Origin of the sequence: Streptomyces sp. NPDC051109, from assembly GCF_044455885.1 — a bacterium.
Lineage (GTDB): Bacteria > Actinomycetota > Actinomycetes > Streptomycetales > Streptomycetaceae > Streptomyces.
Genome location: NZ_JBITFF010000005.1, coordinates 32,120 through 55,651 on the forward strand (window position 1 = coordinate 32,120; position 23,532 = coordinate 55,651).

A 23,532-nucleotide genomic window follows, 5' to 3' on the forward strand; every position below is an offset into this window, starting at 1 on the left:
AGGTGTGCAGGGGACGTTTCCCGCCAGGATAATCCGCATACCCGGCGAGACCTCCCCTCGTGCAGGACCCGGCGCTAGCCTGGACGGTCTCCACACCTGAGGGGGCAGGGGATGCCGGACGGGCGCACGGGCGGCACCGCGCGCGCCTTCGAGCTCCTCGAACCCCTCGTCCAGGCGGCCACCGTGCGCGTCCACGCGGCCCCGGACGGGTATGCACCCCATGGGACCGGTCCCACCTGGGGGAGTGGCTTCTTCATCGCCCCGGGCTGGGTCCTGACGTGCGCGCACGTCGTCGGTGAAGGGGGTGCAGCGGTGCGTCTCGCGGGGCGTGAGCTCGGCATCACCTTCTCCTCCGGCGCCGACGGCGCCACCGGCACCGTCACCGGCCGCGTCGAGTGCGTCCTGCCCGAGCGGCTGGAGGAGCGCCGCCCCGCGCGCCGCGCCCTGTGGGACCTGCCCGACCTCGCGCTGGTCCGGGTCCTCGCCCCGATCACGCACGCCTGTGTACGGCTCACCGACCGCGGCAGACCGCGCCTGGACGAGGTCGCCTACTTCGGCTGCACCGAGGACCTCGGCGCCCCCGAGATCACCGGCCGCACCACCCGGCTGCGCGGCACCGCCGCCGGCGGCGCCGCCCTGCGCCTCGGCGACGACGACGAGATCGAGCCCGGCATGTCCGGCGGCCCGGTCGTGGACCTGGCCCGCGGCGAGGTCGTCGGCGTGGTCAAGGCCCGCCGGAACAACGGCGGCGGCGGACTCGCCGTCTCCGTCGTGCAGTTACGGACCCTGCCGCTGGCCGCCACCGGCCAGGTCGGGCTCTACCGCCGCGTCATGCAGGCCCACGACCTGTACCACTACGACCAGCACCTGAGCGACCTCAACAGCCGCCGCACCTGGACGGACGTCCACGACGAGCTCCCGGTCCGCGAGGACCCGTACGAGGGCCGCAGACGGCTCACCGCCGCCGAGCGCACGACCCTGTGCGGGCTGCTGGCCGAACTGCCACCGCCGCGCTCCTCGGAGGCCGTCCGCGCCCTGGTGGAGGCGGCCCGCGGGGAGGAGCCGGACCCCGGCCTGCCGGCGCCGCTCAGCTGGCGCGACGGGCTCGGCATGCTGCACGACCCGCCGGGCGGCGCCGGCGAGGCCGCCGCGATGCTCCGGTACGCGACCGACGTCAGCGTCGCCGACCACCGCGAGCCGCCCGCCCCCGGCGCCGACGAGGAGCTGTGGGACTGGGTACGGACCACCGCAGAACGGCTGTGGCGGCCCCTGCGGAGGGAGTTGGGCGAGCGGCACGAACAGGGCCTCGCACAGCGCGACCGGCGCCGCCGCGCCCGGGCCGACCGCCATCCGAACGGGCACACCCGGCCGCCCGGCACCCTGCCCCAGGGGCCCTCCGTACTGCTGGAGGCCTGGGCGCACGGCTGGGAGGACGTCTACGACTGGCGCGTCTCGGTGCTCTACGGGCCCGCCCACCCCGGCCGGGTGACCCCGGTGGACTCGGGCGTACGGGCCACCCGGGCCGGTCTCGCCGAAGCGCTGCGGGTCCCGCTCGCCGAGGCGTTCCGGCGCTGCGACACCCACGACGCGGCGGCCCTCCTCGAAGTCGCCGTGGCGCCCGAACTGTTCGGCCTGCCGGTGGACACCTGGACGGTCGCCGGCCGCACCCCGCTGGGCGTCCAGCGGCCGGTGGTGTTCCGCTACCCGGCCGGGAGCGGCGGCGGGATCCCGAACGACGACGAGGCCGACCACCGCCGGGCCGACCGCTGGACCCGCGTCCAGGCCGGTCCGCTGCTCGACGAGCGGGCCGACTGCGACCGCGGCCGCCCCAGGACCCCGGCGCCGGAATGGCTCGACACCCTGCCGGACAACACCGTGCCCGTGCACTGCCGGGCCGCCGACGCGGAGCCCACCCGCGGCTCCCTGTACGGGGTCCGGGACGCCGGATACGGAGTGGCCGTCACCCGGCGGCCCCCGGACGACCCGGCGGCCGACTGCGCGCCGTTCCACCGCGGGCTGCGCGAGGAGCTGACGGAGGCGGCGCGGGGAGCGCCGCTGCCGGTCCGGCTCCAGGCACTGCGGGCACGCGCGCACGGGGCCGACCCCGACGCGTACTGGGCGGACGGGATGGCCCTCGTCTGGGAGGACCCGGCCCGGGCGCTGCCCGAAGACGAGCCGCTGCAGGGCGACCTGTGACGGGCGGGAGGGGGAGGGAGCAGGCGTGAACGAGGAATGGCTCATCTACCGGGGGGTCGGCGAACCCCACGACGGGATCGAGGCCCTGCCCGATCCGCCGCCGTGGCGGGACTTCGACGGCGGCCCCGTCGGCGAGCCCGGGGGACCGGCGGACACCGCCGACGGCAACGTAGCCCGGCGCCTCGGCGCGCACCGGCAGGCCGCCGAGCTGCACCGGCCCGAGCCCGAGGAGTTGGAGGCCATCAACGCGGCCCTGTACCTGCGCCGGCCGCTGCTGGTGACCGGCTACCCCGGAACCGGGAAGTCCACCCTCGCCCACGCCGTCGCCCACGAGCTGAAACTCGGCCGGGTGCTGCGCTGGCCCGTGGTCTCGCGGACCGTGCTCCAGGAGGGCCTGTACCGCTACGACGCGATCGCCCGGCTCCAGGACGTACAGATCGCCGCGAGCGGCGGCTCGTCGGGCGCGGGGCCCGGTCCCGGCACGCCCCCCGGCATCGGGAAGTACATCCGCCTCGGCCCGCTCGGGACGGCCCTGCTGCCCACCGAACGCCCCCGCGTCCTGCTCATCGACGAGCTCGACAAGAGCGACATCGACCTGCCCAACGACCTCCTGAACGTCCTGGAGGAGGGCGAGTTCGCCCTCCCCGAACTCGAACGCGTCGCCGACACCGAACCCGAGGTGCAGGTGCTCACCGACGACGGGGCGAAGGTCACCGTCCGGGGCGGCCGCGTGCGCTGCCGGGCCTTCCCCTTCATCATCCTGACCAGCAACGGCGAACGGGACTTCCCGGCCGCCCTGCTGCGCCGCTGCATCCAGCTCAAGCTCGGGCAGCCCGGCGAGAAGCGCCTCGCCACCATGGTCCGCGCGCACCTCGGCGAGGAGGCCGCGCAGCTCGGGGCCGACCTGATCCGGGAGTTCCTCAGCCGCTCGCAGTCCGAACTCGTCGCCGCCGACCAGCTGCTGAACGCCATCTACCTCACCCACTACGCCGCCCCGCCCACCCGGGAGGACCTCGCCGACCTGCTCATCCAGCGCCTCGACCGCCCGAGGTGAGCGCCCGTGCCCATGGACCGGCCACCGCTGCCCGCCTCCTCCGGGCCCGCCTCCTCCGGGCCCGGCCACGCCCTGCCCGCCCCCTCCGGGCCGGCCGGCGGCCCGGCACCCGTCCCCGCCGCCCTGCGCGACCTCGCCGGGCTGCTGCGCGCCGCCGGGCTCGACCCCACCGCCGAGGAGCTCGCCGACGCGCTGTGGCTGGCCGGGCGGATCGGACCGACCGGCTCCGCCGCCCCCGACCGGGACCGCACCGCCCCGCCCCGGCGGCCGCGCACCGCGGGCGGGGCACCCCCGGCCGAGGAGGAGCCCGTCCGGCCCGAGCCCGCACCGGAGGACGCGGTCCGGCTCTACGCCTCCCGGGTGCTGGGGACCGTCGCGGAGGAGGCCGCCGAGTTCCCCGGCGGCGCCGGAGTGCCCGTAAGGGTGCCCGGTGCGGCCGCGCTGCCCCGGATCCTGGAGATCCAGCGGGCCCTGCGCGCCCTCCAGCGGCACCGCCCGCCCGGCCCGCCCACCCGCCTGGTGCTCGACGAGCCGGCCACCGCCGAGGCCAGCGCCCGCGCCCTCGGGCTCGTCATCCCCGTACTGCGGCCGGAGAGCCGGCGCGAGGCGACCGTACGGCTCGTCATGGACGCCTCCCCGTCGATGGCCGTCTGGCATGACATGTTCGAGGAGCTGCGGTCCGTGTGCGAGCGGCTCGGCGCCTTCCGCGACGTACAGGTGCACTACCTGCACCGGCTCGGGGACGGCCGGGCCGCCGTCGGCCGCGGACCCGGTCCCGGCACCCGGCTGCGCTCCGGGGACCAGCTGCGCGACCCCACCGGGCGGGCGCTGACCATGGTCGTCTCCGACTGCGCCGGCCCGCTCTGGCGCGAGGGCGAGGCCCAGCGGCTGCTGCACCGCTGGGCCGAGTGCACCCCCTGCGTCGTCGTCCAGCCGCTGCCGCAGCGGCTGTGGAGCCGCAGCTGGCTGCCGACCGAGCGGGGCGTCCTCACCCGCGCCGAGGGCGGCTCCGGGAAGCTGCGGTTCCGCGCCGACCGGCCGGTCCGGGGCGGGCGGCACACCGGCGGGCTCACCGTCCCCGTCCTGCCGCCCAGCGCCATCGCGCTCGGCTCCTGGGCCCGCCTCGTCGCCGGTCTCGGCACCGGACCCGTCCCCGCCGAGGTGGGCCGCGTCTTCGCCGACCACCCCGCCGCGCCCCTCCCGCCGCCGCGCGCCGTCCGCCCGCCGCGCGAGCTGGTGCGCCGCTTCCGCGCCTCCGCCTCGCCGCGCGCCGTACAGCTCGCCGTGTACCTGTCGGCGGCCCCGCTGACCCTGCCCGTGATGGCCCTCGTACAGCGCACGATGCTGCCCGACTCGGAGCCCTCGGACCTCGCGGAAGTGCTGCTCAGCGGGTTGCTGCGGCGCGGCCAGGCCGCCGGTCAGTGGTACGAGTTCGTCCCCGGGGTCCAGGACGTCCTGCTCGGGCCGCTCGGCCGGGACGAGGCAGCGCTGGTGCTCAAGCACTGCTCCGAGTACGTGCTCGCGCACTTCGGGCGGGGCGTACGGAACTTCCCCGCCCTGGCCGTCTCCCAGCTCACCGGCGCCCCGCCGGTCGAGGAGGGCGGCGAGGAGCGGGTCCCCGCCGGGCGGCTCCCGCAGGCCTTCGCCGAGGTCTCGGCCCGCGTCGTACGGCGCTACCTGCCCGGACCGCCCGGGGAGCCGGGCGTCCCCGAGCCCGTCGCACCCCCGCCGGGGCGGGCCTGGGCGGTGCGCACCGCCCGCGAGCGGCTCGCCGTGCACGACCAGGACGGCGGCGGCCCCCGCGGGCTGTACGAGGCCGCCGCCGTACTGCGCCGGGCCGTCGCCGCCCCCGCCGGACCCGGGGACGCACCCGGCGAGGCGGAATGCGAGCTGGCCGCCGTCCTGCTGCGGCTGTGGGCCGGGCAGCGCGACCCCGGACTGCTCGCCGAAGCCGAGCGGGCGGTGGCCGGACTCGGCACCCCGCCCGCCCGGGCCGTACTCGGCCGGATCCTGTACGAGCGGGCGCTGGCGGCCGAGCCGGACCCCGAGCTGCTGGCCGCGGCGGAACGGGAGTTCGCGGCCGTCGGCGGCGACCTCGACCCGGAGCTGGACCCGCGGCTGCGCCTGGACTGCGTCGTCCGCAGGGCACAGACCCTGGTCCGCCTCGGCGAGCTCCGCGAGGACACGGGCGCGCTGCGCGAGGCGCGCTCCGCGCTGGAGGCGGTGACCGGAGCCCCCGCCTCGGACCCGGCGGTGCGGCCCGCCCTCGGCCGGGTCCTGCTCGCCCTGCTGCCCCGCACCCCCGACCCGGTGGAGCGCACGGCGCTGGCCGGGCAGGCCGCCGAGCACCTGGCGGCCGGGCTGGACCCCGAGTCCTCCGGAGCGACGGCAGCCCGCGTACGGGTGGAGCTGGCCACCGCCCTGAGGTACCTGCCGGCGCGGCTGGAGGAGGCGGCCGGCCAGCTCGACCTGGCCCTGGCCGAGGCCACCGGCGACCCGGAGCTGCGGCTGGCGGCCCTGGTGTGCCTGGCGAGGGTGCACCGGGCCCTGTACGCGCGGGACGCGCAACCGGCGGCCCTGGAGGACGCGGCCGAGGCGTACGGCAGGGCCCGCCGGCTGATCCCGCGCGACGCGGAGGCGTACGGGGAGCTGCTGCCCGAGTGGGGGGACGTACTGCTGGACCGGGCGCGGGCCGCCCACGGGCGGCGGTTCACCTCGGCGGCCGTCCGGGTGCTGCGCGACAGCCGGGCTGCGGTCCCGCAGTCCGACGCCCGCTCCGCGCAGCGGCTGGTGCGGCTCGCGGAGGGACTGCGGCTGCGGCACGCGTACGAGGGGGACGTGGTGGACCTGCGGGAGGCGGAGTACCTGCTGGAACTGGCCGTCCGGCAGAGCCGCAGCCCGCTGGAGCAGGCCCGCGCCTGGCGCGAGCACGGGGACGTCCAGCAGGAGATCCACGCGCACACCCGGGCCCTGGACCGGCTCGACCGGGCGGCGGACTCCTACCGGCGGGCCTGGCGCTGCGCGCTGGCCGCGGACCGCGAGGAGCGGCGGGACGTGGCGGTGGAGCTGGGGGCGCGCGTACAGGAGCTGCGCGGCGAGGTGCTCGAACGCCTGGCGCGGCCCCGGGCGGCGCTGGACGCGTACCGCTCGGCGCTGGAGCTGTGGACCCGGCTGGGGGATCCGGCCGCCGACCGCAGGGAGGCCCTGGGATCCCGGGTCCGCACCCTGGAGGCGGCGCTGTGACCCCCGTACGTGGGTAGTGGACCATCGACACGCGACTCAACAGGGGGACGGGCAGCCCATGGTGACTCGGCAGCACGAAGCGGAAACGACGGGCTCCGCCTGTCCGGGGCAGTTACCGGACCTCTCCGGGTTCGATCTGGCCGCACTGCGCGGGATCGACCACCCCGTGCTGGCCCGGGTCATCGAGGGCATGGTGGAGCGGGTCACCCACCCCGCGGAGATCCTCAACGCCTTCGACTCGGGAGTGGCCTGACGCGGACCCTCACGCACCGCAGTCCCAAGGACACGCAGAGCACCCACAGTTGTCCCGATTCCGCCGTTAGCCGGTGCGGTCCGCCGGGCAGGGATGCACCGTTCGCGGCTCGGGAGGTACAGGTGATGAGGCAGACCGACACGAGCGACGCCGTGCTGCCCTCACACCCGTCCCCGCGCGGCCACCTCGTCCACGCGCCGTGGCCGTACGCCCGGCTCGACGTGCCGGCGCTGCGCGCCGCAGGCCACCGGCCGCACCCGGTGCGGCAGTTCGTGCTCAAGACCCGCAGCCGCTGCAACCTCGCCTGCACCTACTGCTACGTGTACGAGATGGCCGACCAGGGCTGGCGCGGCCAGCCCGCCGCCATGTCCGCGGCCACGGCCGCCCGCGCCGCCGCCCGCATCGCCGAGCACGCCGCCGCCCACGACCTGGCCCGCGTCGACCTCGTCCTGCACGGCGGCGAACCCCTGCTCACCGCCCCCGCCGAACTGGCCGCCCCCGTCGACGCCGTACGGGCCGCCCTCGCCCGGACCTCCCCGCGGACCCGGGTCACCGCCACCGTCCAGACCAACGGCACCCTGCTCACCCGGGGCCGGCTCCGCGCGCTCGCCGCCGCCGGGATACGCGTCGGCGTCAGCCTCGACGGCGGGCTGCCCGCGCACAACGCCCGCCGCGTGGACCGCACCGGGCGCCCCGGGTTCGCCGCCGCCGCCCGCGGCCTGCGCCTGCTCGCCCGCCACCCCGAGAGCTACGCCGGGGTGCTCTGCGTCGTCGACCTCGCCCAGGACCCGGTGGAGACGTACGAATCCCTGCTCGCCTTCACCCCGCCCGTCATCGGGCTGCTGCTCCCGCTGGCCAACTGGAACACCCCGCCGCCCGGCCACGACCCGCCCCGCACCCCGTACGCCGACTGGCTCGTCGCCGTCTTCGAACGCTGGTGGCACGACGCGGTGCTGCGGACCCGGATCCGGATCTTCGAGGAGATCATCGCCCTGCTGCTCGGACTGCCCGCCGCCACCGAGACCCTCGGCCTCGCCCCCGCCGCCACCGCCGTGATCGAGACCGACGGCGGCATCGAGCAGGCCGACTCCCTCAAATCCGCCTACGAGGGTGCAGCCGCCACCGGTATGAACGTGGAGAGCCACGGATTCGACGCGTTCCTCGACCACCCCGGGCTCGCAGCCCGCCAACTCGGCCGGGAGGCGCTCGCCGACGGCTGCCGCGCCTGCGAGCTCGTCGAGGTCTGCGGCGGCGGCCACTATCCGCACCGCTACCGCGCCGGCGAGGGCTTCCGGCAGCCTTCCGTGTACTGCGCCGACCTCCAGGTCCTCATCCGCCACATCGCGACGGCGCTGCACACGGCCGCAGCGCAGGGGGCCGGTCCGGGCGCCGCCCCGCCCGGCCCGTCATCCGCGGTCCGGGCGCCCCGGCGGGCGGCCGCCTCATGAGCGCGCCGCCCCTGACCGGGTTCACCGTCACCTCCGCCATCCTGGGCGCCCTCGCGTCCACCGAGCCCTCCGCCGAGGGCACCCGCCTGGTCCGCGACATCCGCCGCTCCAAGCGGCTCGTCCTGCTGCGCGGGGTCCTCGACGCCGCCCCCGGCGGCCGGGCCGGAGAAGCCGCCGACCACTGGGCCCTGCTGGAGGAAGCCGAACGCCACGACCCCGAAGCCGTCCGCGACGTACTGCACTACCCGGCCACCGGGGTGTGGGCCGAGGAGACCCTGCGCCGGCTGCACGCCCCGTACGGCCCCCCGGCCGACCTCGGCCACCTCGGAGCCCTCGCCGTCGCCGCGGCCCTGCGCTCCGGGATCGCCTTCAAGGCCACCCTGCGGCCCGTGCACGGCCGGCTCGTACTGCCCACCCTCGGACTGCTGCGCCCCGCCCGGCCCGGCCCGCTCGCCCTCACCGAAGGCTGCTGGGACCCCGACGACCCCGCCGCCCTCGTCCTGCACTCCCTGCCCGGCGGCCGCACGGCCCTCGACGACCTCGACCCGTACCGGGCCCCCGGTCCCGCCCACCCGGCGCCCGTCCGCCCCGCCCGCCGGCTCACTCCCAAGGGCCACAAGCGCTGGGACACCCAGTGGTCCGGGGCGCTCACCCTGCTCGACCGGTACGACACCGCCCGCGCCGAGGAGATCGGCCTGCTGCTGCGCTCCGTCGTCCCGCTGGGCGGCGGCTCCCGCTCCAGCGGCGCCACCCTGCCCGCGGCCGCCGGGTCCGTTCTCGCCCGGGCGCAGGCCCCGCCCGCGCTGGCCGCCACCCTCGTCCACGAGGTCCAGCACGGCAAGCTGACCGCCCTCGCCGACGTCCTGACCCTGCACACCGCCGACCGCACGCCCCGGCACTGGGCCCCCTGGCGCAGCGACCCCCGCCCGCTGGACGGACTCCTGCACGGCGCGTACGCCCACCTGGCCCTGGCCGGGTACTGGCAGCGCGCCGCCCTCTACGGCGCGCGCGGCGCCTGGGCCCAGCACGCCCGGATCCGCGCCCAGGTCGCCGCCGTCCTCCCCGTACTCCACCGGCATCCGCAACTCACCGCGGCCGGACGGGAGTTCACCGCCGCCATGGGCGTCGCGGAACGGGCCATGGACGAGCTGCCGCCGCCCGGGGAGCAGCACGCCGTCGCCCGCCGCGCCGTCGACCGGGAGCGCCGCGACTGGTGCGCGCGGCACCCCGAACTCGCCCCGTTCACAGAGGGCTGACGGGCCGTCCGCTGCGGTACCTTTCAAGCCCGTCCACCGCCCGGATGCCAGGGAGACGGCCGCATGACCACCGGACTTCGCCAGGACCGAGACCGCGACGGAGCCGCGCAGCCGCAGCGCTTCGTCATCAGCTTCGCCGGGTTCAACCGGCCCTGGGCCGTGTGGATCGCCCACCGCCTGGAGGAGCACGGCCACCGGGTCGCCCTCGCGCGCTGGGACCCGCAGTCCACCCCCGGCCTGGCCCCCGCCCTGGACGACCTGGCCCGCAGCGGCAGCCGGGTCCTGCTCATCCTCAGCGAGCGCTACTTCTCCGCCGGCACGCACACCGACGAGGAGTGGAACACCGCCCTGCGCACCGTCGCCGACGCCCACCCCGACCGGTTCGCGGCCGTCTGCCTCACCGACGCGCCGCTGCCCAGCGCCGTCGCCGTACTGGAGAAGACCGACCTGTGGGGCCTGGACGCGTACGAGGCGGAGTACCGGGTCCTGCGCCGGCTCGAACTGCCCACCGACCGGATCGGCGCCGAGACCGGCCGCCGCGGCCCCCGCTTCCCCAACGACCCGCCCGAGATCTGGGGCCGGGTCCCGCGCCGCAACCCGCGCTTCACCGGCCGCAACGACGTCATCGGCCGGCTGCGCGCCGCCCTCACCGACGCCCCGCCCGGCGCCTCGACCGTCACCCTGCTCGGGCTGTCCGGCGTCGGCAAGACACAGGTCGCCACCGAGTACGCCTACCGCTTCGCCTCCGAGTACGACGTGGTGTGGTGGGTCCCCGCCGAGGACCGGCCCACGCTGCGCGAGCGGCTCGCCGACCTGGCCCCGGCGATGGGCCTGCCGCGCGGCGCCGGCAGCTACGGCGAGCAGATCAGGGCCGTCCTGGAGGCGCTGCGGCGCGGCTCCCCGTACAGCCGCTGGCTGGTGGTCTTCGACGGCTGCGACAACCCCGACGACCTCACCGATCTGCTGCCCTCGGGCGCGGGCGACGTCATCATCACCTCCCGCAACCGCGAATGGGCCTCCCGGCACACCAGCCTCCTCGAAGTCCCGCTGTACGCGCGGCCCGAGTCGATCACCTTCATCCGCCGCCGGGCCCGCCGGCTCACCGGCGAGGAGGCCGACCAGCTCGCCGAGGCCTTGGAGGACTACCCCCTCGCCCTCGACCAGACCGCCGGCTGGCTCGCCGACTCCCCGCTGACGGTCGGCGACTACCTGGCCCTGCTCCAGCGCAGACTGGACTCCCGGGAGGCCGTCACCGTCTCCGACGACTACCCGCTGCCCTTCCCCACCGCCCTCGCCATACTGCTGAACAACGTCCGGGAGAACTTCCCCGACGCCCTCGCCCTGCTGCGGCTCTTCGTGTTCTTCGCGCCCGGGCCGGTGCCGCTGCGGCTGCTGCGCGAGTTCCCCGCCGCCGACGTGCCCGAGCAGCTCGCCGGGCTGATCAACGACCAGATCCGGTGGAACGCCGCCCTCAACAAGCTCGTCCAGTTCTCGGTCGTCCGCCTCGAATACTCCGACCTGTCGGTGGAGGAGGGCGGCGGCGGCCTGGAGACCGTGCAGCTGCACCGCATGGTGCACGGGATCGTCCGCGAGAACCTCTCCGAGGAGGAGGCCGAACCGCTCTCGCGCGCCGTCCGGCAGGTCCTCGCGGCCGCCGACCCGGGCCGCCCCTCCGACTCCCGGCTGTGGCCCCGGTACGCGGAGCTGATCCCGCACCTGGAGAGCGCCGGCGTCCTGACCAGCAGCAACCCTCGGATCCAGACCTTCCTGCTGCACTGCCTGCGCTACCTGATCCTCGCCGGCGAGTACCGCACCTGCCTGCGTCTCGCCGAGCAGACCGACGCCGTGTGGCGCACGATGCTCGGCGACGACCACGACCAGGTCCGCGAGCTCAGCTACCACTACGGCGGCGCCCTGCGGATGCTCGGCCACTTCAAGCGCGCCGAGACCCTCGCCAAATCGGTCGCCGACCGTCTGCTGGCCGAGCGCGGCGACCGGGACCTGGAGACCCTGCGCGCCACCAGCACGTACGCCGGGGTGCTGCTCAGCACGGCCAAGTTCGGCCAGGCGCGCGAACTGCTGGAGCACGCCTTCGCGCGCTATCGCGAGCTGCTCGGCGAGGACGACTCCACCACCCTCAACGCCGAGAACAACGTCGCCGTCGCGCTGCGGCTGCTGGGCCGCTACCAGGAGGCGTACGACACCGACCTCGACACCCTGCGCCGGCGCGAGCGGGTCCTGCGCGTACGGCACATCGCCACCCTCTCCTCCGGCATCGGCTGCGCGATGGGACTGCGCCTGATGGGCCGCTACCGCGAAGCCCTCGCCCGCCAGGAACAAGGGCTCAAGCTCAACTCCCAGGTCCTCGGCCCCAACCACCCCCAGACCCTGCGCGCCGAGCACAACCTCGGCATGTGCCTGCGCCGCTCCGGCGACATCCCGGGCGCCGGGGCCCGGCTGCGCAGCGTGCTGGAACGCTCCACGCGGGTCTTCGGCGCGGAGTTCCCCTGGACCCTGATGGTCGCCTCGGACTACGCCACGTACCTGCGGGAGTACGGGGACATCGGCGAGGCCCGCCGGATCTCGGAGGAGGTCGTCCGCGGCTACCAGACGCAGCTGGGCCTCGCCCACCCGTACAGCATCGGCACGGTGGGCAACCTCGGCCTCGTCCTGCGCGCACAGGGCGAACGGGTCGAGGCCCTCAACCTGGCGGAACAGGCCCTGGTCGGCATGCGCGGCGCGGTCGGGGACCGCCACCCGTGGACCCTGGGCTGCGCCCTGAACGCCACCGGGCACCGCAACATCACGGGGCACTTCGAGGACGCGGTGTCCCTGAGCCGCGAGACGCTGCGCGGCTGCGAGCAGGTCCTGGGCCCGGACCACCCGATGACCCTGAGCGCCCAGATCGCCCTGGCCGCCGACCTCCGCTCGGTCCGCGAGGACACGGAGGCCCAGAAACACGAGGACGCGGGCCTGAAGGCCCTGACCCGCACCCTGGGCCCCCAACACGTCCACACCGTCTCGGCGCGCCAGCAGAACCGCCCGTACTGGGACTTCGAACCGCAGCCGTAGGCGGCGGACGATCAGTCCCGTCGATGCGCCGTCACCTCGTGGATCCGCGCCCCGTCGGCGTTCACCCTCGCGCGGAACCGGCCGGCTTCCAGGGACAGGGCCACGGCTGTGCGGGCGCCGGCGCCGAGCGTGATGCGTCCGACCGGGTCGCAGTCCTGGGAGGCCTCCAGCGCGGCGGCCGCACCGATCAGTCGCAGTTGCACCCGGACGGTGTCGAATCCGCTTTCGGCCCAGAGGCGGGGTGGATCGGCCGGGTAGACCGGCAGGTCGAAACTGATCAGCAGCTCCGGTCCGCCTCCGACGCGCCACACGACCTCCCGTACGGCGACCCCTTCGAGTTCCGGGACGGGCTGCGCCCCGTACACCGTCCGCACCGCTTCGGGGTTGTCGACGAAATCGAGCCAGCCGGGAACCGGGTCGGCCGACTCCGCCTGCGGAGCCGCAACCTCCTCGGGGAGCGGGGGCCTGACCCGGTCGATCCGCCGGCGCTCACTGGCACCGAACGCCCGGTAGTTCTCCCGGGCCTCCCGCAGCGTGACGTGGTTCGGGCCGCCCACGTACCGGTCGGGATCACGGTAGTCCCCGCCGTCGTCCTGCCATCCGCAGACGGGGCAGATCTCATGATTCCCCGGCACGCCGACGGTGAGGTTCCCGCAGACGATGCAGGGAAATACGGACCCGGGCACCACTGCTTCATCCCTTCTCGTTCGTTCCAATGCCGTTCGGCGTGGGCGTTCGTGGTCGTGCCGCTGGGGCGAACCGCGCTCCCGCTACGCCTCCCCGCGCAGGCCCCGGGCGATGTCGATGTCGTTCTGTAGTGCACTGAGGCGGGGATAAGGCTCGCGGGTGGAGTCCAGGACGCAGACGTGGAGTTTGTCGCCAGCCCGAGGCGGCGACACGCTCTCGTCCCACCAGGACGGGTGTTTCACCTGGTCGACGAAGCCGAACACGCCTGCGTGCCCGTCCACCTCGACCTTCGCGCCCACGGACGCCACCGCAACGACCGTCACGTCGATTTCCTGGTGATCGTGAAGTCTCAACTCGGTCCTCCAAATACGTCAACCCAACTGCGACGCTGGGTCAGCTCGTTGAACCGGTCGAGCTTTTCCACCGGTATCTCGAACTCCAGCCGGACAGCGCCACCCGGCCCATTCCTGTCATGGACCTTTACATGGTCGCCGAATTCCTCGAGGAACTGCGGATGCATTTCATACTTCACCATCCCCTTGGCGAAGTTCGCTCCGGTAGGCCCGGCGTACTCGGCGGCCACCGCCCGTTCGCCGAAGTAGATCTTGCCATCCGAGATGATGCCGCCACCGATGTCCACCCCCGGCTGATGGTTGGCAGGATTCGGGCCGTGGTCCAGTTCGTACTGGGCGTGGGCCCCCTTCGGCGTGCGGTAGATCGGGACGTAGTCCGGGGCGAGGCCCAGGTAGTCCGTCCACGCATGGGGGTTCGCCACATAGGTGAAAGGGTTTGGCGCCGGGGTGAGGCCGAGGGGATCCGAGGTGAGGTAGCGGGCGTTCTCGGGGTCGTAATGGCGGAAGTAGTTGTAGTGGAGGCCGGTCTCCGGATCGGCGTACTGGCCCGGGAAACGGAGCGGCGTGTACGCGGTGCTGTTGGCCGCCCACGTCGTGAGGCCCCAGAGCGTGGACCTGGAGTGCCATGCCACGGTGCCGGACTCGTCGACCAGCTCCGTGGGAGCCCCGATCAGGTCGGTGAGGATCGCGAAGAACCGCGAGTCCACCTCTTCCCGTGATTCGTCGAGGATGCGTTCTGTCTGGGCGATCGGCCGGATGTCCTCATGGTCCCAGGTGATGGCCACTACGTGGGGCTGCTGGCTTGAGCTCGTGGTCTGCTCGCACAGCGTGTTCCCGTCCCAGGTGAATTCGATCCGCTCGGCGACGCTCTCGCCATCCTGTGCCAGTCGGAGCTTGGCCGTGCGGCGGCCGAGAGGGTCGTAGAGATAGCGCCACTGGGTGCCGTCAGGGGTGCTTGCCGAGACGAGACGGTCCTCCGCGTCCCACACGTAGCGCCACACGTCCGGCTTCCGTGACGGACGGGATTTGCGTCGCATGGTGACGCGGCCGAGCCCGTCGTGTTCGTAGCGCACAGCTCCGGCACGGGTGAGGCGGTTCCCCTCATAGGCGCGCTCGCCGTTCGCCTCGTAGCCGGGATGATCCGGCGGCCAGGAGGCGAAGGTCTGGTTCCCCGCATGGTCGTAGGCATAGCTTTCGTTCCAGCCCGCCGCGTGTACTGCGGTGACCCGCCCGGCCGGGTCGAGCTCGTACTCGTACCGCCCGGCGGCTGCGTCGTCGACAGCGGTGAGGTGGCCGTCCGCTCGGTAGCTGTAGTCGCGGTGCCGCACGCGGGCGCCGGCCGGGCCGGTCACTGACTGGGCCGTGAGACGCCCGGTGGGGTCGTAGGCATGGCTGAGGACGAGGGAGTCGCCGATCCGACGCGTCACCTCGCGCCCTGCGGCGTCGTACGTGAAGGCGAAGGGGCGGCCGGAGGACGTCACCGCAGTGCGGCGGCCAGCACAGTCGTAACTCCACGTCGTCGTCGCGCCAGTCGGCGTGGTGCGGCTGGCACGGCGCCCCAGGTCGTCGTAGGTGTACGCCAGTTTGCGTCCGCCGACGGTCTCCGACAGCAGCCGGCCCTCGCGGTCGCGCAGCAGGGTGACTATCGTGCCGTCGGGTCCCTTGGCCTCGGCGAGCTGGTCCGTGAGGTCGTAGGCATAGCTGGTGACGCTGCCGGCCGCGTCCTTGCGGATGATCTGGTCGATTGCATTGCGCTCGAACGCCGTCGTCTGGCCCAGCGCGTTCGTGCGGGAGGCGAGAGCTCCGGTGGGCCCGTACGTATATGTGACCGTTCGGTCGTCGAAGTCCGTCTCGGAGGTGAGGCGGCCCGCGGCGTCATACGTGTAGTTCCATGCCAGGCCCTGCGCGTTGGTGACTTCCGTGAGACGCAGTTCGGCGTCGTATTGGAAGGTGTGGCGGATGCCGTCGGGGCCGGTGCGCGCCGTGAGGACGTCGAATTCGGTGTACTCGAACCGAGTGATCCCGCCGAGCCGGTCGGTATGGCCGGTGCAGTTCCCCTCACCATCCCAGGTCCAGCTTTCGGAGGCCCCGTCTGCGTGGACACGGCGGGCGAGTCGGCCCTCGACCGTCCACTCAAGCTGTGTGATGGCGCCTGTCGGGTCCGTGATGGCGGTTGGGCGACCGAAGGCGTCGCGCATGAAGCGTGTCGTGGCGCCGAGCGGATCAGTGACCTCGACGGGGAGCCCGGCGCGGTCGCAGCGGATGGTCGTCGTGTGGCCCAGGGGGTCGGTGACGGAAGTGAGGGCACCGGCTTCGTTGTAGGTGAGGCGGGTGGTCCTGCCCATCGAGTCGGTGGTCGCGACGCGGTTGCCGCGCTCGTCGTAGGCGTACCGGACCACCTGGCCGTCGGCCCGCTTGACGTGGACGGGCAGACCGAATTCGTTGTGGCGAGCCGTGGTTCCGCGCCCGTCGGGGCGTGTCACCCTGACCAGACGGCCGTCGTCATCGTAGCCGTAGGCGGTGGTGCGGCCGAGCGCGTCGGTCTGTGCGAGCAAACGGTTGTGGCGGTCGCGAACATAGTGCGTCGTGTGACCGAGAGGGTCGAGGTCAGCCACGATCCTGTACCGGTCGTCGACGAGGTACCGCCGGGTGTGGCCTCCGCCCGTGACGGTTTCGGTGACCCTGTGGCCCGTCGCCTCGTCGACGGCGTCGTAGGCCAGGTTCAGCACCAGGTGCCCGTCGCCTCCACCTTCTGCGATGCAGCGGTTCTGCTCGTCGTACTCGTACGTGTAGGACCGGTTGTTGGTGTCGGTCCACGAGGTGATGCGGGCGCGCTCGTCATAGGCGAAGCGCAACGGCAGCCCCGAGGAGTTGGTGACCTCGGTCAGGTTCCCGTCGGTGTATCCGTAGGCGAGGATGCGCGGCCCGCCGTCGAGGTGCAGGGCGGTGATGCGCCGGTCGTGGGTGGCGAAGCGGAGGCGGTGGCCGGCGGAGTGGGTAAGACCGAGCGGGGTGCCGTGTTCGTCGTACTCGAAGGTGACGACGTTGCCGTTGCGGTCCTCGAGCTGTGCGATGGGTGCGATGCCGTTGCCGTCCGGGTCGTTGGCAGGCGGGGTGAAACGGCGGACGTGTCCGGTGTCGGGATCGGTGAGAGTCCAGTCTCCGTCAGGGGTGCGCCCCAGCGGGTGCCGCGGTGCGGAGGTTGACAGCGGTGCGACAGGAACCCCAGGCGCCGGGTGAGGGTACGCCACGACCAGGCCGTCCTCGGTGACGAGCACGGCACCCTCGGCATCGATCTCCAGATGTTGGTCGATCGTGGACGTCCACGTGGGGCCGAACCAGCGGCCCGCGGTGAAACCCGATTCCGCGCGGCGGACGAAGACCAGTGGCAGGGTTCCCGGGAGCACAACGTCGGTCTGTGGCAGGAACATCCGGCCGGTGGCCAGGTCGATCGGGTCGGTGTTGTCGTACCGTTTGACGACGTCGGGTGTCTCGCTCATGTGCGGCCCGTCCGCGGTGTGCCCGGCGCGGGCGGGTCCCTTGAGGTCGTCCACGTGCTTGGCGGCGGTGCCGAGCTTCTTGAGGGAGCCGAGGCCCTTGGAGCCGACGAGCTCGGGTATCAGCTTTCCGACGCCCTCGCTGGGGTCCTTCATGAACTCGTCGAGCATCTGCTTGCCCGCGCCCCAGGGGTCGTTGGCCATGGTGACCAGGCCCGCGGCCGTCGAGTTCAGGCTCGTGAGGTACTCGGCGGGGTGCGTCAGGTTGTACGGGTCCAGCGGGTTGAGCGCGCGGGCGAAGTTGGCGATGCCGGCGGTGCCCTTGGCGACGCCGCCCAGCAGGTGGGTGGTGGCGAGGTCGAGGTAGTCGAGACCGTCGCCGAGCTGCTGGGCGTACGAGGGCTTGGGCGGGGCGGCGTCCCGGGCGGCCCGGACGGCCGCGGCGGTGGTGTCGGCGACCTCGTTGCGCTGCTTGCGGGCGCTGTCGAGCTTGTCCTGGGCTGCGGTGGCCAGCGCCTTGCCGGGATCGACGAAGTCCTTGGCGTCGACGGGCCTGGGCGGCAGCGGGTCCTGCTTCGCCTCCACCGCTTCCTTGTAGGCGGTGACCTTCTTGTTGTGGGCGTTGCGGGCGTCGGTGGAGACCTTCTGGGCGTGCTCGTACTCCTCCAGCGCCTCCTTGGCCTTGCCCTGCGCCCACTCCACGGTCTCGGCGAAACGATTCATCGCGTCGGCGGCCTTGCCGAAGGCGTCGGCGGCCTTGAACCAGCGCGGCGGCTCCTTGGCCACCGTCTCGCGGAACGTGTCCGCGGTCTTGCCCTTGAGGCCTTCGGGCTGGGTCATGGCCTTCAGACCGTTGCCGACCGACTCGAAGGCCGCCTTGAAGTCGTCCAGATGGGAGACCTGCGCGCGGATCTTGGAGACGCTGCCGTAGATGAGTTTCTTCGGGTCGTCGGTCTGGCCCAGCTCCAGCTCGGACACGTCGGCGCCGAGCTGGTTGGCGGCGGAGCGCGACTTGTCACGGATCCAGTCCCCGGCGTCGTCGAGCCCGACCTCCTCCGCCAGGTCGGCCGTCTTGTCACCGGCCCACTCGATGGCGTCGCCGACCTTCTCGACCCCGTGCTCGACCTTGTCCTCGATCGAGTCCGGTACGAAGTCCCGCCAGCCCATCAGTTACCGCCCCCGTTGCCCTTCGTCTGCTCCAGCAGGTCCTTCAGCGACCCGATCTTCCCCGTCGAGGTCACCGTGTCCTTCGTGTCCGACCAGGTCTTCTTGATGTCCTCGGCGCCCTTCTCGAAGGACTCCTGGCTGTAGTCGGGCTTGTAGACGTCCGCGCTGAAGATGTCGCCCCAGGACTTCTGCTCGATCTCGTCCTCGGAAGCGTGCGGATTGCCGTACGCCGCGTTGGCCACCACCTTGAACGCGCCTTGGACGTACTGGTCCTCCTCCCACACCGTCCCCGCCGCGATCCCGAGGTTCCCGGCCAGGGCGGAGGCGTTCTGGATCAGGGAACGCACGCCCCACTCCCAGCGCTCGCAGAAGTCCTCGAAGTCCTTGGACAGCGCGCCGTGCCCGGCCTCCATCGCGGTCATCGACAGGTTCTCGAAACCCGCACCCTGCGAGGCTCCCGCCGCATCCCCCGACTCACGCAGCTCCGCTATCGCCGCCCGCAGCCCGTTCTGCACCAGGGCGACCGCCTGAGGGGAGACTTCGAGGTCACCGTCGCCGGCCATCAGGCCACCCCCGCCGACTCAGTCTCGACGTCCACGGCACACGCATCAGGGACGATTCCGGCGACCGGCGGAAACATCATCGACCCGTCAGGGTCGGCCACGTTGACGGCGACTCCGGCGGGTCCGCCGACCTCGGGAACCACCGCGTCGACCAGACGCGCACCCAGGATCGCCATATACGGCCACTCCCGGCCGGCGTCCCCACGGGCCACGGCGAACCGGGCCAGCGCTTCCTCGTCCGTGAACGCGTAGAACCAGCGGATCCCACCCGAGACCGCCGACATCAACCCGCCGTCGCCATGCTCGGAACCACCGCCGACCGGAACCAACAGCGCGGCTCGCCGGAACTCACCCACCAGCCGCCGCGGGTCCCCGGCACCCGCCCGATATGCGGCTATCTCTGCACTCAGCTCCATGTGTTGCGTCCACCTCCCGGGTGATTGACACCCTGAAGGGAACACTACCCTGACGGTCAAAACGCCCGATCAAGGTTCATAGCTGCCATCGACGCGGGCGATCAGGTTCATCGTGAGGGACGGACTCGCGCCCTGGTTCGGAGGCTCCTCCTTGCCCGGACGTACCTGCACCTCGGTTGTGATCCGGGCCCGGCCGTTGTCAATTCACCGCTGCGCGTCGGCGTGGCCCTGGGCCTCGTACTCGGGGACCAACTCCCGGACCTTCGAGGCCAACACGTCGGGCGTCCCCGCGCCCTGGGCCCCCAGCACGTCCACACGGCCTCGGCCCGCCAACAGAACCGCCCGTACTGGGACTTCGAACCCCAGCCGTAGACGGCGGACGCGGTACGACCGCGTTGTGCCCGGCGCCCGGTCTCGTCGTGTCACTGGCCAGTAGACCGGGCGGCCTTCGTCTCTATCTCGGCGGTTCGGGGGCGGTCGTCAGACCTCGCATCGGTGCTGTTCGGCCTGCCGTGCGATCTCGCTGCGCTCCCGGCGGGCCGCGTCCGCCTCCTCGCGTACGCCGTCGAGTCGCTCCTCCAACTGGGCGACCCGCTCGCGGTAACGCTCCAGCTCGGCCCGCACGAACGCCACGTCCGCCACCTGCTGCGCGGCCTCCTCGCGGATCTTGTCCGCGCCCTCCTCGAACCGGTGCTTGGCCACGTCCAGTTGGGCGACGGCCATGTCCGCGGCCTCCTCCGCCAGCGCGGTGCGCTGTTCGGCGTCCAGGATCCGCTGGGCCGCGGCCTGGGTCACGGTCCGGATGCGCTCCTCGGCGGCGGCCGAGTCCGTGATGATGGCCAGTTCCTCGATGTAGCCCGGCAGGTCCGTGGACAGCTGGGAGATGAGCGCCACGAGGTCGGTGCGAGGGTCGGATCCGCCCATGGCCGGCATCGCCGCTTCCCTCGCGGACTCCATCGTCCGCTCGACGGGAAGGGCATCCGCGGCGGGCGCCGCCCCGGCCGCCTTCTTGGCCTCGGCCGCCTGGCCCTTCTCGTCCTTGCGCTGCTGCCGCTTGGCCCGGAACTTGCGGAACGCCCCCAGCGCGTTGTGGTCGGGGTGCGCGCAGTACCGGGGCTCGGGGTTGCCGGGCGTCGGCGCCTCGGGGTGGTTGGTGCACTCCGGGTAAGCGCAGAGGGGAAGCGTCTCGACCGTCATTTTTCCGCCTTCTCGTGAAATTTCGGGCTTCCCCGGAGTCGAACCGTCATCGGGTGCGGCTTGCGCCGACCGGTCGCGCTCGGGGATGTACGAACACGCTAAAGGCGGCAGGGGACTTGTGGGCGTCCCCAGAGGGGGGCGTCAGGAATCGGTAAGATCATCGGCCGCCCCGGAGGCCGCGCGTCAGGCCTTCTCGCCGAGGGCGTTCCGCAGCCAGTCCAACGGCCCTTGTGCGAGCAGCTCGTCGGCCAGCCGCCGCCCGGTTTCTGTGGTGAGCCTCGCCCGACTGTTGTCGATCCACCGCTGCGCGTTCTCGTAGCCCTGGGCCTTGACTCGATGCCCTGGAGCATGCACTCCAGTTTGTCCGCGTCGCGGGCGCAGATCGCCTCGGGTGAGTCCTTCGTCTCGTACTCGGCGACCAGTTCCCGGATCGCGGAGGCGAGCCCGTCGGGCATGCCGGTGGTCTGGTCGGCGGTCACGGCCTGCGGGTCGCCGGCCGGCGCGTACTTCTTCCCGAGGTGGTTGACGTCCCCGGTACGGGTTTCCTGGGTGTCGTGCCATACGGCGAGGAACGCGGCACGGGCGGGATCGGCGCCCTCCAGCTTCACGATGACGGACGCGATGATCGACGTCCGCCAGGAGTGCTCGGCGACGCTCTCGGGATCGTTGACGCCGGCCATCCACCAGCCGGTACGGCGGGTGTGCTTGAGCGTGCCGGCCTCGTAGAGGAAGCGCGCCACCGCGGACAGATCGTCAGCCACTGTCTCTCCTTCTCACGCCTCGACGCTCTCCCAGCACGCGTCTCGACCTCAGGACCAGGCTGCATTCGTGCGCTATCGATCACACAGAACCGGCCCCGCCCCATACCCTGTCAGTGTCGAGCTGCAAGGAGAGGGGCAAGGCCGCCATGTCACCTGGTGCTACTCCTGACCCGTACACGGACCCGTTGGTCTTCGGGCAAAGAATGCAGATCCTCCGCCAGCGCCGTGGCCTCACCCGTGAGCAACTCGGCGGCCTCCTCGCACGATCCGGGTCATGGGTCAAAGCCATCGAGACCGGCCGTCTGCGGACCCCGCACCTGCCCGTCGTCCTCCGCATCGCGGAGGTGTTGCGCGTCCGGGAACTGTCCGACCTCACGGGTGACCAGTCCATGCAGGTCAGCCTGTTCACCGGCCCGGGGCACCCGCGGTTCGCCGCGGTCCGCGAGGCACTCAACGCGCTTCAGCTCGGTGACAGTCGGGAAGCACCGCCGGACGCGCACCTGACCGCCCGCCTCGCCCGCGCATGGTCGGCCCGGCACTCGGCGCCCAATCACCGCGACGTCGTGGGGGCCCTGCTGCCGGATCTGGTCCACGACGCGCAGTCCGCAGTCCGACGGGCCGAGACAGTGGCCGACCGCAAGGCGGCTCAAGCGCGGCTGGCGGAGGTTTACTTCCTCGCGCAGTTCTTCTGCGCCTACCAGCCGGACGCACCGCTGGTATGGCGGGTGGCGGAGCGCGGCATGATGGCTGCACAGGACTCCGAGGACCCGCATGCGATCGGCCTCGCCGCGTGGCTCACCACGCAGGCCCACCGGGACAGCGCGCACCTCGACGCGGCCGACGCCGTCACCCTGGAGACCCTCCGCTACCTGGAGCCCCTCCTCCCCGACGCCGGAACGGACGTCCGCGCGGTTGCCGGGGCCCTCACCGTCGAGGCAGGACTGACGGCCGCCCGCCGCGGGGAGACCGGCTCCGCCTGGCGGTACTGGGACGACGCCCGGGCCCTGGCCGAGTCCCTGCCCCGCGGGTACTTCCACCCCGTGACGAGCTTCTCGCACGCCGTCATCGGCGCGCACGCGGTCACCGTCGCAGTGGAGCTGCGCGCCGGCGGGGAGTCGGCACGCCAAGCCGCCCGGGCGGAGTCGGAGGCGATCCCGTCGCGGCCGCGGCGAGCCCGGCACCGGATCGAGCAGGCCCGCGCGTACCACCTCGACGCGCAGCCGGACGTGGCGCTGGCGACGCTGGCGCAAGCTCATGAAGCAGCGCCGGAGACCGTGCAGTACAACGGGTACGCGAAGCGGATCGTTCTGGAGGAGGCCGAGTCGAAGAGCCCTGCACGTCGCCGACGAGCGTCCGAACTCGCCTCCCGGCTAGGGCTGCTGACGGCCTGAAGGAAGGGGCACAAACTGTGCCTCTGCCGATGCCGGACCGCCCCTACCGTCGTCACACCACCCGGTGACGATGGCAGGGAGTGAGACCCCGTGATGCATGAAGCAGTACCCCGCCCCTTCGAGGACGTCCCTCATGCGCTGCTCCACCAGCGGGTGCGGGACATCGCGTCCGGCGTCGAGGGGGAGCTCATGGCGGTGGTCCGGGAAGACGTCTCCGACACCCCCGCCCGTGAGCACTGGGTGAAGCTGGCCTACGTCCGGGGCCCGTCCGGGCGGGAGATCTCCACGGCCGTGCCCAACATCGAGGCCGTGTAGTGGAAGCCGCCGACCTGTTCCCGCGGCTGCCGGTCCCTCCGGACTCCTGCGCCGAGTGCGCCGCCCACGTCGCAGCCCGCTTCCAGGCCCACGTGGACCGTGACCGCTCGCGCGTCAGCGACATGAACGTCCTGATCATGCGACACCACCCCGAACTGCGCGCCCGTTGAGCCGGTGCGCTGTCCGTCAGTGCGACTCGACCGCCGTCGGTGAGTGCGGGAGGGGCTGTTGCCTCGGCTCGGAAAGTGCTCCGGCGAGGATGAGTCCGAAACCGACCAGGTGGAAGGGCAGCGTCAGCGCCGTGAGCACATGGCCGGCCATGGAGGTCCCGACAGCGCGCATGAGGGGTTCCAAGCCCACGGTCGTGCCGAGAACGGCCACGATCGGCCCGGGCAGCATGACCAGGCAGCCCGCCATGGCGAGACGGGCACCGCGTCCTCGCCGGCGGATCGCGAGGGCTGCCGCCACGGCTCCTGCCACGGGTGCGAGGATCTCGACGGCAACGAGGAGCAGACCGACGAGGCCGGCGGCAATCTGATCGTCTTGCAAGGGACTCCGTCCGGGTTCGTGCACGTCAAACGATGTGCGGGCGCGAAGATACCCGCCTGTGGCGACCTGCACAAAGGATGACCCGGCAGGCCTCGGCCGCCGGCCGATCCGGGG

At 73.1% G+C, this 23,532-nt stretch carries 17 protein-coding genes and 1 pseudogene; 10 read left to right on the top strand and 8 right to left on the bottom strand.

Annotated elements, in window-relative coordinates; all coding sequences use genetic code 11:
* Positions 1–111: 111 nt before the first annotated feature.
* The 7 genes from ACIBAD_RS11310 (at position 112) to fxsT (ending at position 12,522) form a co-directional block, all read left to right on the top strand.
* Positions 112–2,196, top strand: coding sequence for a trypsin-like peptidase domain-containing protein (locus ACIBAD_RS11310; RefSeq protein WP_398905992.1), 2,085 nt, complete (start codon positions 112–114; stop codon positions 2,194–2,196).
* Between the two features lie 25 nt (positions 2,197–2,221).
* Positions 2,222–3,250, top strand: coding sequence for an AAA family ATPase (locus tag ACIBAD_RS11315; protein ID WP_398905994.1), 1,029 nt, complete (start codon positions 2,222–2,224; stop codon positions 3,248–3,250).
* A 12-nt stretch (positions 3,251–3,262) separates the two neighbouring features.
* On the top strand, positions 3,263–6,493 hold the full coding sequence (locus tag ACIBAD_RS11320) for an SAV_2336 N-terminal domain-related protein (RefSeq protein WP_398906402.1): 3,231 nt from the start codon (positions 3,263–3,265) through the stop codon (positions 6,491–6,493).
* A gap of 58 nt (positions 6,494–6,551) precedes the next feature.
* On the top strand, positions 6,552–6,746 hold the full coding sequence (gene fxsA / locus ACIBAD_RS11325) for an FxSxx-COOH cyclophane-containing RiPP peptide (protein ID WP_134071303.1): 195 nt from the start codon (positions 6,552–6,554) through the stop codon (positions 6,744–6,746).
* A gap of 125 nt (positions 6,747–6,871) precedes the next feature.
* A complete protein-coding gene (locus ACIBAD_RS11330) occupies positions 6,872–8,194 on the top strand; it encodes an FxsB family cyclophane-forming radical SAM/SPASM peptide maturase (protein WP_398905996.1) in 1,323 nt (440 codons plus the stop codon).
* Positions 8,191–9,450, top strand: coding sequence for an HEXXH motif domain-containing protein (locus ACIBAD_RS11335; protein ID WP_398905998.1), 1,260 nt, complete (start codon positions 8,191–8,193; stop codon positions 9,448–9,450). Before ACIBAD_RS11330 ends, ACIBAD_RS11335 begins: the two co-directional genes overlap by 4 nt.
* Before the next feature lie 63 nt (positions 9,451–9,513).
* Positions 9,514–12,522 carry an FxSxx-COOH system tetratricopeptide repeat protein gene (gene fxsT, locus ACIBAD_RS11340; RefSeq protein WP_398906000.1) on the top strand — a complete coding sequence of 1,003 codons (3,009 nt, stop codon included), beginning with the start codon at positions 9,514–9,516 and terminating at the stop codon, positions 12,520–12,522.
* A gap of 11 nt (positions 12,523–12,533) precedes the next feature.
* On the opposite strand, the gene ACIBAD_RS11345 is transcribed toward fxsT, so the two are convergent.
* The 7 genes and pseudogenes from ACIBAD_RS11345 to ACIBAD_RS11375 all read right to left on the bottom strand — a co-directional run bounded on the left by ACIBAD_RS11345 (position 12,534) and on the right by ACIBAD_RS11375 (position 21,163).
* Positions 12,534–13,208: a CPCC family cysteine-rich protein gene (locus tag ACIBAD_RS11345; protein WP_398906002.1), complete on the bottom strand. Its 675-nt coding sequence runs from the start codon at positions 13,206–13,208 to the stop codon at positions 12,534–12,536.
* Between the two features lie 84 nt (positions 13,209–13,292).
* The gene (locus ACIBAD_RS11350) at positions 13,293–13,532 is read right to left on the bottom strand and encodes a hypothetical protein (RefSeq protein ID WP_398906004.1); all 240 of its coding nucleotides are present in this window, start codon (positions 13,530–13,532) and stop codon (positions 13,293–13,295) included.
* Positions 13,533–13,558: 26 nt separating this feature from the next.
* On the bottom strand, positions 13,559–18,226 hold the full coding sequence (locus tag ACIBAD_RS11355) for a putative T7SS-secreted protein (RefSeq protein WP_398906007.1): 4,668 nt from the start codon (positions 18,224–18,226) through the stop codon (positions 13,559–13,561).
* Positions 18,226–18,789 carry a hypothetical protein gene (locus ACIBAD_RS11360; protein ID WP_398906009.1) on the bottom strand — a complete coding sequence of 188 codons (564 nt, stop codon included), beginning with the start codon at positions 18,787–18,789 and terminating at the stop codon, positions 18,226–18,228. The genes ACIBAD_RS11355 and ACIBAD_RS11360 overlap by 1 nt, the downstream gene beginning before the upstream one ends.
* Positions 18,789–19,205, bottom strand: coding sequence for an SseB family protein (locus ACIBAD_RS11365; protein ID WP_398906011.1), 417 nt, complete (start codon positions 19,203–19,205; stop codon positions 18,789–18,791). Before ACIBAD_RS11365 ends, ACIBAD_RS11360 begins: the two co-directional genes overlap by 1 nt.
* A gap of 480 nt (positions 19,206–19,685) precedes the next feature.
* A complete protein-coding gene (locus ACIBAD_RS11370; RefSeq protein ID WP_398906013.1) occupies positions 19,686–20,402 on the bottom strand; it encodes a hypothetical protein in 717 nt (238 codons plus the stop codon).
* Between the two features lie 183 nt (positions 20,403–20,585).
* Positions 20,586–21,163 (bottom strand): annotated as a pseudogene (locus ACIBAD_RS11375) (HD family hydrolase).
* Between the two features lie 146 nt (positions 21,164–21,309).
* Here ACIBAD_RS11375 and ACIBAD_RS11380 point away from each other — a divergent pair.
* The 3 genes from ACIBAD_RS11380 (at position 21,310) to ACIBAD_RS11390 (ending at position 23,039) form a co-directional block, all read left to right on the top strand.
* A complete protein-coding gene (locus ACIBAD_RS11380) occupies positions 21,310–22,554 on the top strand; it encodes a helix-turn-helix domain-containing protein (protein ID WP_398906015.1) in 1,245 nt (414 codons plus the stop codon).
* Positions 22,555–22,647: 93 nt separating this feature from the next.
* A complete protein-coding gene (locus ACIBAD_RS11385; protein ID WP_398906018.1) occupies positions 22,648–22,869 on the top strand; it encodes a hypothetical protein in 222 nt (73 codons plus the stop codon).
* Positions 22,869–23,039 (top strand): hypothetical protein, encoded by a 171-nt coding sequence (locus ACIBAD_RS11390; RefSeq protein ID WP_166663122.1) that lies wholly within the window; start codon positions 22,869–22,871, stop codon positions 23,037–23,039. The genes ACIBAD_RS11385 and ACIBAD_RS11390 overlap by 1 nt, the downstream gene beginning before the upstream one ends.
* A gap of 16 nt (positions 23,040–23,055) precedes the next feature.
* Here ACIBAD_RS11390 and ACIBAD_RS11395 read toward each other — a convergent pair whose 3' ends face one another.
* Positions 23,056–23,418 carry a hypothetical protein gene (locus tag ACIBAD_RS11395; protein WP_398906020.1) on the bottom strand — a complete coding sequence of 121 codons (363 nt, stop codon included), beginning with the start codon at positions 23,416–23,418 and terminating at the stop codon, positions 23,056–23,058.
* Between the last annotated feature and the right edge of the window lie 114 nt (positions 23,419–23,532).